General features: G+C 70.0%; 10 protein-coding genes and 1 pseudogene. 4 read left to right on the top strand and 7 right to left on the bottom strand.

What is annotated here, in order from left to right; translation table 11 throughout:
- Positions 1-6: 6 nt before the first annotated feature.
- Positions 7-2,205, top strand: coding sequence for an alpha-galactosidase (locus tag V4Y04_RS34165; protein ID WP_332432187.1), 2,199 nt, complete (start codon positions 7-9; stop codon positions 2,203-2,205).
- A gap of 244 nt (positions 2,206-2,449) precedes the next feature.
- Here the strand turns inward: V4Y04_RS34165 and V4Y04_RS34160 are convergent.
- Positions 2,450-3,463, bottom strand: a pseudogene (locus V4Y04_RS34160) (ABC transporter ATP-binding protein); the annotation flags it as partial.
- 9 nt (positions 3,464-3,472) lie between these two features.
- Positions 3,473-4,678: an RNA-guided endonuclease InsQ/TnpB family protein gene (locus V4Y04_RS34155; protein ID WP_332432186.1), complete on the bottom strand. Its 1,206-nt coding sequence runs from the start codon at positions 4,676-4,678 to the stop codon at positions 3,473-3,475.
- A gap of 497 nt (positions 4,679-5,175) precedes the next feature.
- Between V4Y04_RS34155 and V4Y04_RS34150 the strand changes: the two genes are divergently transcribed.
- Positions 5,176-7,764 (top strand): GmrSD restriction endonuclease domain-containing protein, encoded by a 2,589-nt coding sequence (locus V4Y04_RS34150; protein WP_332432185.1) that lies wholly within the window; start codon positions 5,176-5,178, stop codon positions 7,762-7,764.
- A gap of 75 nt (positions 7,765-7,839) precedes the next feature.
- Here V4Y04_RS34150 and V4Y04_RS34145 read toward each other — a convergent pair whose 3' ends face one another.
- Positions 7,840-8,316 carry an ATP-binding protein gene (locus V4Y04_RS34145; RefSeq protein ID WP_332432184.1) on the bottom strand — a complete coding sequence of 159 codons (477 nt, stop codon included), beginning with the start codon at positions 8,314-8,316 and terminating at the stop codon, positions 7,840-7,842.
- A gap of 162 nt (positions 8,317-8,478) precedes the next feature.
- Here V4Y04_RS34145 and V4Y04_RS34140 point away from each other — a divergent pair, with 162 nt between their 5' ends.
- Both V4Y04_RS34140 and V4Y04_RS34135 read left to right on the top strand, forming a co-directional pair.
- Positions 8,479-9,348 carry a helix-turn-helix domain-containing protein gene (locus tag V4Y04_RS34140; protein ID WP_332432183.1) on the top strand — a complete coding sequence of 290 codons (870 nt, stop codon included), beginning with the start codon at positions 8,479-8,481 and terminating at the stop codon, positions 9,346-9,348.
- Positions 9,348-9,548 carry a DUF397 domain-containing protein gene (locus tag V4Y04_RS34135; RefSeq protein ID WP_332432182.1) on the top strand — a complete coding sequence of 67 codons (201 nt, stop codon included), beginning with the start codon at positions 9,348-9,350 and terminating at the stop codon, positions 9,546-9,548. Before V4Y04_RS34140 ends, V4Y04_RS34135 begins: the two co-directional genes overlap by 1 nt.
- 221 nt (positions 9,549-9,769) lie before the next feature.
- On the opposite strand, the gene V4Y04_RS34130 is transcribed toward V4Y04_RS34135, so the two are convergent.
- The 4 genes from V4Y04_RS34130 to V4Y04_RS34115 form a co-directional block, all read right to left on the bottom strand.
- Positions 9,770-10,563 (bottom strand): IS5 family transposase gene (locus tag V4Y04_RS34130; RefSeq protein WP_443080221.1). Its coding sequence is split into 2 segments (ribosomal slippage): positions 9,770-10,224 and positions 10,224-10,563, totalling 795 coding nucleotides; the frame shifts between segments, so codons are not numbered across the junction.
- A gap of 129 nt (positions 10,564-10,692) precedes the next feature.
- Positions 10,693-11,565, bottom strand: coding sequence for an alpha/beta fold hydrolase (locus tag V4Y04_RS34125; protein WP_332432181.1), 873 nt, complete (start codon positions 11,563-11,565; stop codon positions 10,693-10,695).
- The gene (locus V4Y04_RS34120; RefSeq protein WP_332432180.1) at positions 11,558-12,583 is read right to left on the bottom strand and encodes an NADP-dependent oxidoreductase; all 1,026 of its coding nucleotides are present in this window, start codon (positions 12,581-12,583) and stop codon (positions 11,558-11,560) included. Before V4Y04_RS34120 ends, V4Y04_RS34125 begins: the two co-directional genes overlap by 8 nt.
- A 142-nt stretch (positions 12,584-12,725) precedes the next feature.
- A complete protein-coding gene (locus V4Y04_RS34115) occupies positions 12,726-13,781 on the bottom strand; it encodes an aldo/keto reductase (RefSeq protein ID WP_332432179.1) in 1,056 nt (351 codons plus the stop codon).
- Between the last annotated feature and the right edge of the window lie 7 nt (positions 13,782-13,788).

The raw sequence follows: 13,788 nt of genomic DNA, 5'->3' as shown, positions 1-13,788 counted from the left end.
ACACACGTGACCACCGACCGTTCTTCCCACCTGCTCCATTTCCGTGCGGAGGGCACGAGCCTGGTCCTCGACTGCTCGGGACCCCGCCTCCCGCGGGTACTGCACTGGGGGGCCGACCTGGGAGACCTGGAAGACCCGGGAGACCCGGGGGACCCGGGGGACGACGCACCGGGCGGTGCGGGCGACCTCGCCTCCCTCGCCGCGGCGAGCGTCGCCGAGCTGGGCACCAGCGTTGCGGACGTCCCGGTGCCCGTGAGCGTGCTGCCCGAGCAGTCGGCCGGCTGGCTGGGCACACCGGGACTGTCCGGCCACCGCGAGGGCGCCGACTTCTCCTGCGCCTTCACCGTCCGGGAGCTGCGGTTCCCGGGCCCCCGCTCGCTGACGGTCGAGGCCACGGACGAACAGGCCGGGCTCGCCCTGCGGTGGGAGCTGGAGCTGACCCCCTCCGGTCTCGTCCGCCAGCGAGCGCGTCTCACCAACCGGGGTGAGGGCCCCTACACGCTGGAGGCGCTGCAGCTCGCCCTGCCGGTACCGGCCCACGCCGCCGAAGTGCTCGACCTGACCGGCCGCCATCTGCGGGAACGGTCTCCGCAGCGGCACGAGTTCACCCTCGGCACGCATCTGCGGGAGAACCGGCGCGGACGTACCGGCGTCGACGCCACCCTCCTGCACGCGGTGGGTGAGCGGGGCTTCGGCTTCCGCGGCGGTGAGGTGTGGAGTCTGCACGTCGCGTGGAGCGGCAACCACCGCACCTTCGCCGAACGGACGAACTCCGGGGTCTCGCTCCTCGGCGGCGGTGAGCTGCTGCTGCCGGGCGAGATGCGCCTCGGGCCCGGTGCCGCGTACACGACCCCGTGGCTGCTGGGCTCGTACGGCCAGGGCCTGGACGGCATGGCGGCGCGCTTCCACACGTACCTGCGGCAGCGTCCCCACCACCCGGCCACTCCACGGCCCGTCACCCTCAACACCTGGGAGGCGGTCTACTTCCGCCAGGACCTCGGCACCCTCACCGCCCTGGCGGACGCGGCGGCGGAGGTCGGAGCCGAGCGGTTCGTCCTGGACGACGGGTGGTTCCGCGGGCGCCGCGACGACCGGGCCGGCCTGGGCGACTGGTACGTGGACCCCGAGATCTGGCCGGAAGGGCTGCATCCGCTCGTCGGGCACGTCCGTTCCCGCGGCCTGCAGTTCGGTCTCTGGGTCGAGCCGGAGATGCTCAACCCCGACTCGGACCTGGCCCGGGCCCATCCGGAGTGGATCCTGTCCGCGGCCGGTCGCATGCCACCGGAGGCCCGGCACCAGCAGGTGCTCGACCTGGGCCGGCCGGAGGCGTACGCGTACGTGCTCGAACGTCTGGACGCCCTGGTCGGCGAGTACGCCGTCGACTACCTCAAGTGGGACCACAACCGCGACCTCGTCGACGCGGGCAGCGGCCCGTACGGCGTCGGCGGGGTGCACGCGCAGACCACCGCGGTGTACGCGCTGATGGACGAGCTGCGCCGACGTCATCCCGGGCTGGAGATCGAGTCCTGCTCGTCGGGCGGCGCCCGGGTGGACCTGGGCATCCTCGAACGCAGCGACCGGGTGTGGACGAGTGACTGCATCGACGCCCTGGAGCGGCAGCAGATCCAGCTCTGGACAGGCCTGTTGCTGCCTCCCGAACTGATGGGTGCGCACGTGGGCGCCCCCGGTGCGCACACCACGGGCCGCACGCACGGTCTCGACTTCCGCGCCGGCACCGCGCTCTTCGGCCACATGGGCATCGAGTGGGACCTCACCCTGGCGACGCCCGGGGAACTCCGCCGGCTCGCCGAGTGGATCGCGGCCCACAAGCGGCTCCGGCCGCTGCTGCACGGGGGAACCGTGGTCCACGGCGACTCCCATGATCCCGCGGTACTCGTGCACGGCGTCGTGGCCCCGGACCGGTCCCACGCCGTGTACGCGGTGGTGCAGAAGGCCACGAGCGTGCAGATGCCGACGGGCCGCGTGCGCCTGCCCGGTCTGGAGGACGACACCCGCTACGCCGTGACCCCGCTGCCGCCGGGGGACGCGGTCCGGGGTCCGGTCACCAGCCCGCTTCCCTGGTGGACGCCGGAGGGTGTCGAACTGCCGGGCCGCGTCCTGTCCGTGCTCGGCGTCCAGGCGCCGACCCTCTATCCGGAAAGCCTCGCGCTGATCGAGGTCCGACGGATCCCACACCGGGCATGACGCACCCGTGCGGGGCGGCGGCAAGGGCTCGGACGCCTCGCCGCCGCCCCCGCGCGCGCGGGGCCGTGTCGGCCGACGCGGGCTCTACGGCAGCGGCGGGCAGACGTTCCGTATCGGCCGGCGGAACCGGGCGGAGGAACCGGTGCCCGGAGACCGGCGCGTCCGGGAGGGCACCCGGGGACTGCACCGGATCCGCCGGGCCGTCCCGGACGGACGGCCCGGCGACGGCCGGGAGCCGGCCCGGTCATGCGGGCCCGGTGCTCGTGCGCGCATCCGGCGACGCCTTCCCTCCCCGGTCCGGCGCCGGTTCCGCCGGTTCGGCCGGTCCCGGCAGTGCGGCGAGACCGGCTCCCGGTGGGTCGTCGCCGGGGGCCGGCTCACCGTTCTCGCCGAGGAAGCCGCCCGACTGGTGTTGCCACAGTTTGGCGTAGGCGCCGTCCGCGGCGAGCAGTTCCCCGTGGGTGCCCTGCTCGACGACGCTTCCGCGGTCGAGGACGACGAGACGGTCCATGCCGGCGACGGTGCTCAGACGGTGGGCGACGACAAGGGCCGTACGTCCGTCCATCAGCCGCCACAGGGCGTCCTGGACGAGGAGCTCGCTCTCCGAGTCCAGCGCGCTGGTCGCCTCGTCGAGCAACAGGATCGGGGCGTCCCGCAGGATGGCCCTGGCCAGGGCGACGCGCTGGCGCTGACCGCCCGAGAGTTTGACTCCCCGCTCCCCCACCAGGGTGGCGAAGCCGTCGGGAAGCTGGTCGGCGAACTCCGTGACGTGGGCGGCCGCGGCCGCCGCGCGGACCTCCGCTTCGGTGGCGCCGGGCCGGGCGAAGGCGATGTTGTCCCGCAGGCTGCGATGGAACATCGCGGGTTCCTGCGGAACGTAGGCAATCAGTGAGCGCAGGTCGGTCTGGCGCAGCCGGCTGATGTCCTGACCACCGATCAGAATGCGTCCGTCGTCGATGTCCGACATCCGCAGCAGGAGCCGGGTGAGCGTGGTCTTGCCACCGCCGGACCTGCCGACCAGACCGATCCGCGCACCGCCGGGCACGTCCAGGTCGAGCCCCTTGAAGATCGGCTCCGCACCCTCGTGGGCGAAGGTCACCGCCTCGAAGCGGATGCCGGTGTCACGCGGTGCGAGCGGTTCGGATTCCACCGGATCCAGCACGGTGGGCGGATCCAGCAGCAGCTCCGTGAACTGCGCGGCCTCGGTCATCGAGGTTTCCAGCCGCCGGTAGATCTGGTTGAACTCGAACTTGACTTCCTCCCCCACCTAAAGGCGGGGGATTCCAGCGGTCGCCCGCTGAGGTTCCTGCTTCATCGACGACTGCCCGCCCGGAGCGCTCCGTTGGGGTCTTACACCGTCTCCACAGGCTGCTGCCGCCAGTCCGGCGGCCAGAAGGTTCTTCGCGGCGTTCACGTCGCGGTCGTGGGTGATGCCGCACCGGCATGTCCAGGTGCGGACATGGAGGGGCATCTTGTTCTGCAGGGCGCCGCAGGCCGAGCACAGCCTGGAGGAGGGGAAGAAGCGGTCGACCGCGATCACTTCCCGGCCGTACCACTGGGCCTTGTACTCCAGCATGCTCCGGAATTGGGTCCATGCGGCATCGGAGATGGCGCGGGCCAGCCTCCGGTTTTTGACCATGTTGCGTACGGTCAGGTCCTCGATCACGAGCGTTTGGTTCTCACGCACGAGGCGAGTCGACAGCTTGTGCAGGTGATCCCGCCTGCGGTCGGTGATCCGGGCATGGATGCGGGCGACCCTGAGGCGGGCCTTGGCCCGGTTGCCGGAGCCCTTCTCCTTGCGGGCGAGTGCCTTCTGGGCCCTGGCCAGCCGGGCACGGTCCCTGCGTTCATGCCTCGGGTTGGTGATCTTCTCGCCGGTCGACAGGGTCAGCAAAGAAGTAAGGCCCACGTCGATCCCGACCGCCGTGTCCACGGGGGGCAGGGCCTTCACCGTTGGATCCTCGACGAGCATCGACACGAACCAGCGCCCGGCCGCGTCCTGCGAGACCGTCACCGTGGACGGCTTCACACCCTCGGGAAGCGGGCGCGACCACACGATGTCCAGAGGCTCGGTCATCTTGGCGAGGGTGAGCCGGCCGTCGCGGAACCGGAAGCCGCTGGTCGTGTATTCGGCCGACCCCCGGGACTTCTTCCGCGACTTGAAGCGCGGATACCTGGTCCGCTTGGCAAAGAAGTTTACGAACGCCGTCTGCAAGTGCCGCAGGCACTGCTGGAGCGGGACCGAGGACACCTCGTTCAGGAAGGCGAGTTCCTCGGTCTTCTTCCAGGCCGTCAGCATCGCCGAGGTGGCGTTGTAGTTGACCCGCTCCTGCCGTGTCCACGCCTCGGTGCGGGCCTGGAGGGCAAGGTTGTAGACCTTCCGCACGCATCCGAACGTGCGCGACAGCTCGGCTGCCTGCCCATCGGTCGGACAGAAGCGGTACTTGTACGCCCGCTTCACGTGAGTGGTCATAGTTCACAAACTAGTGGGTTTGTTTTTGAGGATCAAACCCGCTGGTCAGGGCGCGGTTTTTCGCCTGGCGGCGAAACCCTGCCTCCCGCCCTGCTCCGCGGGGGTTTCGTTTCCTCCCCCGCCTGAAGGCGGGGGTATCCACGAAAGGAATCAGATGAAATGAAGCGGCTGGGGCGCGATGCCGCAGAGCTGACAGCCCTGGCCGATCATCTCACCGCCCACGGCCCGGTGCTGGCCATGAGGGGTGTCTCCCCCTGTTGTGCCGTCTCAGGCCAACCCGCCGAAGCAGGATGTCTCACCCAAGGCTTACAGAGAGGGCCTTCCGGGCGGGAGCCGGACATCTGCGCCCAGCCTCCGGCCATCAGCTCAGGACAGATCCACGAAATGCGGTGTGCCCGGATCTCCGATGGTTCCGCGCATCATGGGCTTTTCCGATACGGAGGTCGGCCGGGCCTGATGTAATCGGCGGCGGACGATCGAGGATCAAGGGGGCCATCATGCAGGCCAAAGAGACGTTGTTCGCCGATCTCGTGCAGGGCCGGGCCCAGCAGTTCCAGGTGCCTCTCTACCAACGGACTTACTCCTGGACCGAGAAGCACCTCAAGCAGCTGTGGAGTGACATCCTGGAACAGGCCGAGCTGCTCGAGTCGGAGGAGGGCAAGGCCAGCAGCACACACTTCCTCGGTTCGGTCGTGCTCGCGCCGTCACCGCAGAACGAGGTGACGTTCCCTCGCTGGCTCGTTGTCGACGGCCAGCAGCGGCTGACCACGCTGTCCCTGGCCCTGGCCGCCATCCGCGATCATGTCGCGGCCACTCAGCCGGACGAGGCCGAGCGCATCGACGAGGAATACCTGATCAACAAGCGGAAGAGCGGCAACGACCACCTCCGCCTGCTGCCGACGCAGGCGGACCGGCCGCAGTTCGCCGCCCACATCCGCGGCTCCCTCACCGGTCAGGACACCGGCAGCGGCGTCGCCACCGCCTACACCTTCTTCCGTAAGAAGCTCGTCGAGGCGGACGATCCGGCGGCCCCGCAGGACGTGTTCCGCATCGAGCAGGCGATCACCTCCCGGCTCACGCTGGTGGCGGTGACCGCCGAGCGCGGCGACAACGTGCACCGCATCTTCGAGTCGCTCAACAACACCGGCCTCAAGCTGAGCCAGGCCGACCTGCTGCGCAACTATCTCTTCATGCGGCTTCCGACGCGCGGCGAGCACGTCTACGAGACCTACTGGCTCCCTCTGCAGGACCGTCTGAGCAACGACGAGCTGGAACAGCTCATGTGGCTGCAACTGGTGCTCGACGGGGACGACCGGGTCCGCCGCCAAGACCTGTACTCGGCCCAGCAGAAGCGCTTCGAGGAAAGAAAGACGGGCGAGGGGGAGATCGAGGAGTACGTCAGGGAACTGCACCGTCACAGCGCCCTCTTCCGCCGACTGCTGCACCCCGAGGAGGAACCCGATCCCACGGTCAGGGCCGCACTCCGCCGCCTGGACGCGTGGCAGGCAGCCGTCACCTACCCCGCCCTCATGCTGCTGTTCGATCGGCGTGAGCGCGGGGAGTTGGACTCCTCTGAGACCGCCCGCGCCCTGGCGTACATCGAGAGCTTCCTCGTCCGCCGGATGATCTGCCGGGTCCCGGTCAACAACCTCAACCGGATCTTCCAGGCCGTGCCCGGACAGCTCCCGCTCGACGTGCCCGTCACCGAGGGACTGCGCCGGCTCCTCTCCTCCGAGAACCGCTTCTGGCCCGACGACGCCGAACTGCGCGACAAGATCAGGACGGCGCCGTTCTACCAGTACGGCCGGTGGCAGCAGCGCAAGCTGGTGCTGCAACGGCTGGAGGAGAGCTACGAGCATCCCGAACCGGTCGACTTCGCCGCCGCGCAGCTCACCATCGAGCACGTCATGCCGCAGTCGCCCGGCGACGAGTGGCTGCGCGCCCTGAGCGAGGAGGCCGACGAGGGCGAGACCGCGGAGGAACTGCACGCGCAGTTCCAGCACACCCTCGGCAACCTGACGCTCACCGCGGTCAATGCGGAGCTGTCCAACCACCCCTTCGAGCGCAAACAGGATCTGCTGCACAGCAGCCACCTGGAGATGAACCGCCGCATCGCCGCCACCGAACGCTGGGGCGTGCGCGAGATCCTGGCCCGCGCCGACGAACTTGCCGACCGTGCCATCGCGTTATGGCCGGCCCCGCTGCGCGGAGTCGGCCGCGCGGAACGCAGCCGCGACTGGCAACTCGCCCACCAGGTCCTCGCCGCGCTCCCCCACGGCATGTGGACCTCGTACGGCGACCTCGCCGCGTTCCTCGGCTCCGGCGCCCAGGCCGTGGGCAACCACCTGGCCAACACCCCCGGTGTGGCCAACGCGTACCGTGTCCTCACCTCCGAGGGCAAGGTCTCCGACGGCTTCCGGTGGGCGGCGCCCCAGGAGGCGGGAAGTGACGACGTCCGCGCCCGGCTGGCCGCCGACGGCGTCCGTTTCACGGCCACCGGGGCCGGCGACCCGGCCCAGCGGCTCACCGCCGACGACCTCGCCGCGCTGCTCGCCGGCACGGACGACGACCGGGCGGACGGTGAGGACACCGCGCAGGAAGGAACCGTGGAAGCACCGGGCGAGGAGACCCGCGCCGAACGGTTCTTCCGCCAGCTCGCCGCGGACGACTCCCCCGAGACGGTCGAAGCGGTCCGCGCGCTCTTCGCCCACTGGGAGGCGCTGGGCGGCTGGATCGGCCACGGCGCGGGGCATGTCACCACGAGCGCGTACCTCATGCTCGGCGAGGCGGGCGGCCCCGGTCGCGGCATCTGGCCGATGACGCTCTACCCCGGTGCCGGGCGCGGGGGCACGGCGGAGGTGGTGTTCCAGTACCTCGCCGCGCGGGAGCCGTTCACCGACCGCGCGCTGCGCGCCGAACTCCTCACCCGTCTCAACACTCTGGACGGTGTCGACCTCCCGGAGGGCAAGCTGGAGCTGCGTCCCAACATCCGGCTGTCCCTGCTGGAGAAGGACCACAACCGGGAGCTGCTCACCGAGACGCTGACGTGGTTCCGGGACCGCTGGGAGGGCCAGGGCACGTCCTGAGGGCGGGTCGGCCGACGGCCGGGCTGTGGTGAGCAGGGCGGGCGGGGCACCGGCGGCAGAGTGCCCTTGCCCTGCCTACCGCCCTGTCCGGGCAGCTCGCCGAGCGCACTCCGCCCACACCGTCTTGCCACCCGGGTGATGGGGCTCGCAGCCCCAAGCGTCGGCGAGCGAGGCGACGAGGAGCAGGCCCCGCCCGGACTCACCGTCGTTGTCGGTATCGGCGGCCGGGGTCGGGGCGGGCAGACGTTCGCCCCGCGCGTCGGTCACCTCGATCCGCAGGGTGGCGGGCGTCAGGGTGAGAGCGAGACGTGCGTTCCTGCCCCGCACCCGGCCGTGCAGGGCCGCGTTCGCGGTCAGTTCGGCGATGAGGAGGGAGGCCGTGGCCGTGCTGTCGTCGGCGGCGGGTTCCGGCCGCCCCTGTTGTGCGGCGAGCCAGCGCTCAGCCGCATGGCGTGCGGTGTGCGCGCCATGCGCCGTGGTGGGAAACATGGTGCGGAAGTGGGCTGTGCCGACGGTCGGTTCACCGGGTGCGGTGACGGTTTCCTGATTCACATCACCGAGGGTGACCGATTCGTCCTACTGTGTGGAGCACTCTGGGCGGTACGCAGGGTGACTGTCCCGGGACGGAAGGTGCGATGTACGGGCGTACGGCCGTGTCCCGGCCGGGCTTTCGCCGGTTCGTCCTCTGCACAAGGAACAGGGTGGTGGTACGGCATGGCAGCACAGCCGGGTACGGGGGTTCCCACGGGCGACGAGGCGGACGGCACGGACGAGGTCGCGGACCTGTTCCGGGCCCTCGGCCGACAGATCAAGGTGGCCCGGGAGCGGGCCGGGCTGAGCCAGAAGGAGCTGGGCGACCGGCTCGGGTACGGCGAGGAGACGATCTCGTCGGTCGAGCGGGCACGGCGAACACCTCAGCCCAAACTGCTCGTCACGGTGGACCAGTTGCTGGACTGCGGGGGCCTGCTCGCGTCCGCGGCGGAAGACGTGGAACGGGCGAAGACCCAGCGGAGGGTGCGGCATCCCGAGTGGTTCCGGGACTACGCCCGGTTGGAGGCGGAGGCAGTAGAGATCTGTTTCTACAGCACACTGACGATGCCGGGTCTCCTGCAGATGAAAGGGTACGCGCAGACGATCTTCACGGCACGGCGTCCGTTCCTCGACGAAGAGACCATTGAGCAGCGAGTGGCCGCACGGCTCGACCGCCAGCAGATCCTGACCTGTTGGCCACCTCCCATGGTGACAGCGGTCATCGAGGAATCGGTGCTGCGCCGGGAGATCGGCGGCCGGACCACACAGCAGGAGCAACTGCGGCATCTTCTGAAGCTGGGAAAGCTGCGCAACGTGGAGATCCAGGTGCTTCCGCTGAACTGCCAGGGGCACGCGGGTATGGAAGGGCCGTTCATCCTCCTCACGCCGAAGGGCAAACCACCGGTCGGATATGGAGAGTTCCAGAGCGTCAACCGTCTGATCACAGATCCGGAGGAGGTCCGTATGCTGACCGCACGCTACGGAAGCATCCGAGGGCAGGCGCTCAACCCGGCTGAGTCCTCGGCCTTGATCGAGAAGCTGCTGGGAGACTGATGAACAGCCAACAGCCCAACGAGCTCCACTGGTTCAAGAGCACATACAGCGGCGGGGACGGCGGCGAGTGCGTAGAAGTCGCCGCCGACCCGACCGCCATACACGTACGGGATTCCAAGGAGCGCGGTGGCCCTCAGCTCGCGTTCGCGTGGAGCGCATGGTCCGGGTTCGTCGCGGAGCTGGGGCGGGACCGGATCTGACCTGCCGCGCCCGGGGCCGTGGCACTCATGCCTCCTGGCACGGCACTCCCCTGGTGGCGGTGGCGGCACCGTCCGGCTCCGCCACCGGTCGCCCGAAGATCGGCCACGGGTGTGACCGTCCCGCTCTCCCTTTCTCAGGCGATGGCCCTTTCGCACGTTAATGGACGGGGTGGGTCCCCCTGCTTCGCTTTGCGGACTATGGTGTGGGCTTAGAGGTCGTCTCATTTGGTGAGTCTGCGGTAGCAGATGAGGGTGCAGGCGATGCTGGTGAAGGCCAGGAAGTGGTCGGCTTTGCGTTCGTAGCGGCGGTGGAGGCGGCGGCATCCGCCGAGCCAGGCCATGGCGCGTTCGATGGTCCAGCGGTGGCGGCCAAGACGCTGGGAGGGCTCGATGCCTTTGCGGGCGATGCGGTGGGTGATGCCGCGGGACCGGAGCCATCGGCGCAGGTGACGGTTGTCGTAGGCCTGGTCGGCGTGGAGCTTGGCCGGCCGCCTTCGGCGGGGCCCGCGGCGTGAGCGGATGGGCGGGATGCCCCGCACCAAGGGCTCCAGAGCCTGACTGTCGTGCAGGTTCGCGCCTGAGATGCCGATCGAGATGGGCAGACCGGATCGTTCGGTGATCAAGTGGATTTTCGACCCGGGTTTGCCTCGATCCACAGGATTCGGACCCGTCAGATCCCCCTTTTCAGGGCCCGCATGTTCACCGAGTCGATCGCACACCTCGACCAGTCCAGCTCACCGCGTGCCCCGAGTTCATCCAGCACCACACGGTGAAGCTTGGCCCACACCCGGGCCTTGCTCCACTCGGTGAACCGCCGGTGAGCCGTGGGCCCCGAGGGGCCGAACGACGGCGGCAACTGCCGCCATGTACACCCCGACGTCGCCACGAAGATGATCGCCGCCAGCACCTCACGGTCCCCGTACCGCCGACGGCCACCGCCCTGCGGCCGTGACGGAGCAGGTGGCACCACCCGCTCGAACAACACCCACAACTCATCCGGCACCAGCCGCTCCACAATCCCCACGGCACCAGGTTACCGAACCACCCAAATGAGACGACCTCTTAAGGCTGGGCCCCCGGCCCAGCGGAGGGCGAGGTCGGCCAGGCCGAGGGTGCGGGCGGAGGAGCCGATGGACAGCCGATGTCAGCTGTCGGTGTGGAGGTGGGCTCGCACGGCGTCGACGAACTCGTCGACGTGTTGGAAGACGCCGCCGTGCCCGGCCCCTGGGTAGATGATCAGCGTGCTGCCGGGAATGCGGGCGTGCATGTCGTGAGACAGCTCGGTGGGGACCATGCGGTCGTGGTCGCCGTTGGCGATGAGCGTCGGGGCGCTGATGCGGGAGAGGTCCTGCGGCTCAGCCCGGCCCCAGCCCCGGATGGTGGTGATCTGGCGGTGAAAGGACGACAGTGTAATGGGGGCGTCACGGTCCATGACGCGCTCGCGCAGGCGCGCGAGGTAAGCCTTGGCTGCCGCCTTGCCCGCTGGAGTGCGGGGAAAGAACAGGAACTCCTTGGCATCGGTGCGGGCCATCGCGGCACGAGCCATGTCCCAGTAGACGTAGGCTCCACCGGTCGGACGGTCGATGCCGGCTCCCCCGGCGGGGCCGGTTCCGGCCAGGACGAGGCGGCGCACGAGTCCCGGCGCATCGAGGGCCACCTGCTGGGCGACGAAGCCGCCGAGCGAGAATCCGAGCAGGTCCATCTGGGTCAGGCCGAGGGCGGCCACGAACCCCTCCGCCGCACGCGCCATCGCGGCGACGGTGCCTGGGACACGGCCGGTGGATCCGCCGACCCCGGGGAGGTCGAGCGCGACGACACGGCGATCGCGGGCGAGCGCGTCGACAAATCGGGGATCCCACTCGTCGAGCGTGGCGCCCAGGTGAGTGAGCAGGACCAGCGGGACGCCGTTCTCGGGGCCGAGGTCGCGGTATACGAGCGTGTTCGAACCTACAACGATGCGGCGGTTGGGCGCCGTGGCCCACGTGGTCGGGCGGGGACGGACGTTGGACTCAGCCACGGTTGGTCACCGCCTTCGGGTCGGTGGTGACCAGTACCTTGCCGCGTGTGCCGCCGGCGAGCGCCTCGTCGAGAGCCCGCGGGGTCTGGTCGAATAGGAGCACCCGGTCGATGACCGGGCGCAGCACCCCGTCGTCGACCAGCCCGGCGACCTGGCGCAGCGCGGCGCTATCGGGTGTGATGAACAGGAAGCGGTAGGTGACCCCGAGCGCGCGTGCCCGGCGGCGGGTACGGGCACTCAGGGCCCGGATGGCGAGCCGGACGACTGGGTTGACGCCGACGCGCCGCGCGAAGACCGGGTCGGGCGGGCCCGTGATGCCGATGACGGTGCCGCCGGGGCGCAACACACCGAGGGAAGCCTGCAGCGTGGCTCCGCCCTGGGTGTCGAGGACGAGGTCGACGGGCGTGCTGGCGAGGCTCTGCGCGAGGTCGTCGTGGCGGTAGTCGATGACAATGTCGGCACCAAGCTCTCGGGCGGCTGCGATGTTCGCCGTCGAGACAGTGGTGGCGACGGTGCAGCCCAGGTGCCGGGCGAGCTGGATCGCGACCGATCCCACGCCACCGGTCCCGCCATGGATGAGGACGGTCTGGCCCTTCTTCACCTTGCCCATCTCGACGAGAGCCTGCCAGGCCGTGAGCGCGACGACTGGAAGCCCCGCGGCCTCGACCAGACTCACCGACCGGGGCACGGGTGCCATCGTGGCGGCGTCGACCGCGACGAACTCGGAGAAGGTGCCCGTGGCCGCCAAGTCGACATAGCCGTACACGTGGTCACCCACGGCGACGTCGCGTACCGCGGAGCCGGCCTCGACGACCTCGCCGGAGAGCTCACCGCCCATGACCTTGGGTAGCCGGAACGGGAAGATTGCCTTGAACTCGCCGGAACGGACCCGCTCGTCGGCATGGTTGACGCCCGACGCGACCATGCGCACGAGCACCTCATGGGGGGCGGGGACCGGTACGGGCATCTCGACCTGCCCCAAGGGGGAGCCGTACTTCTCGAGGACGAAGGCCTTCACGGAGCACTCCTAGCAAAGCGTTTCCGGGGGTCGGGTATCTCGGCGGCGCGCATCCCGGATGGCCGCCGTACTTCTCGAACTAGTTTGTGTTGTTCTTCTGGCTGCGGCGCGGGCGCACCGCGCCCTCGGTCGTGTTCACCCATCAGGCCACCGGCACGGCCGGGGCGATGACGCGGTCGGCGGCGCCTCCCTGGAGGCGGTCCAGGGAGGCGGCGATCCCCTCGTGGGGCACGCCGAGCGGCACCGCGCTGACCTCGGTCAGGCGGGTGTACTGCGCGTCGGTCAGCTGGACGTCGAGGGCGCCGAGGTAGCTGTCGAGCTGGGAGAGGTTGCGCGGGCCGATGATCGGGACGAGCGTGGCCACGGAACGGGCGGCGCGCTCGCGCACCCAGGCCACCGCCACCTGGGCGGGCGTTACGCCTGCCTCCTGGGCGATGGCCAGGACGGTGTCGACGACGGCGGTCTTCTGGCCGGTGCTCTCGGTGTGGATGACCATGCCCAGGTCGCTCAGGCGCCCCTCGGCGGAGCTGCGGTATTTGCCGGTGAGCAGTCCGCCGCCGAGCGGGGACCACAGGGCGGCGCCGAGTCCGAGGCTCTCGGCCATCGGCAGCAGCTCGCGGTCGGCGGTGCGTTCGACGAGGCTGTACTCGTGCTGGATGCCCACGATCGGGGCCCAGTTCTTCAGGTCGGCGAGGGTTACCGCGCGCGAGGCGCGCCAGGCGGGGAAGTTGGACAGCGCGGCGTGGTGGATCTTGCCGGACCTCACCAGGTCGTCGAGTCCGCGCAGGAGTTCCTCCATCGGAGTGAGCTCGTCGGGGAAGTGCACCCACAGCAGGTCGATGTAGTCGGTGCTCAGGCGCTTCAGGCTGGCCTCGACCGAGGCGACCATGTTCTTGCGGCTGTTGCCGGTCTTGGAGATGTCCGGCTGCGGGGCGGCGCCGAGGGTGAACTTCGTGGCCAGGACGAAGTGGTCGCGGTCGGCGGAGATCAGCTTTCCGGTCAGTTCCTCCGACTCGCCGAACTGGTAGCCGTCCGCGCTGTCGAGGAAGGTGCCGCCGGCCTCGGCGAACCGGTCGAAGATCCGGCGTGCCTCGTCCGGCTCGGCGCCGGCACCCCAGCCCGTGCCGAAGTTCGCGGTGCCGAGCGCGTACTCGGAGACACGCAGTCCGGTCCGGTGTCCGAAGGTCGTGTAACGCATGAGATGT

This window comes from Streptomyces sp. P9-A2 (genome assembly GCF_036634175.1).
In the GTDB taxonomy this organism is placed as follows: Bacteria; Actinomycetota; Actinomycetes; order Streptomycetales; family Streptomycetaceae; genus Streptomyces; species Streptomyces pratens.
Note: the sequence above shows the minus strand (reverse complement) of the source record. Positions and strands in the feature narration are given on the sequence as shown.

What these genes read in the sequence shown, in the direction of transcription:
- V4Y04_RS34135 (WP_332432182.1), top strand. Translation starts at nt 9,348, where the DNA reads ATGAACAGCCAACAGCCCAACGAGCTCCACTGGTTCAAGAGCACATAC.
- V4Y04_RS34150 (WP_332432185.1), top strand. Translation starts at nt 5,176, where the DNA reads ATGCAGGCCAAAGAGACGTTGTTCGCCGATCTCGTGCAGGGCCGGGCC.
- V4Y04_RS34115 (WP_332432179.1), bottom strand. Translation starts at nt 13,781, where the DNA reads ATGCGTTACACGACCTTCGGACACCGGACCGGACTGCGTGTCTCCGAG.
- V4Y04_RS34155 (WP_332432186.1), bottom strand. Translation starts at nt 4,678, where the DNA reads ATGACCACTCACGTGAAGCGGGCGTACAAGTACCGCTTCTGTCCGACC.
- V4Y04_RS34140 (WP_332432183.1), top strand. Translation starts at nt 8,479, where the DNA reads ATGGCAGCACAGCCGGGTACGGGGGTTCCCACGGGCGACGAGGCGGAC.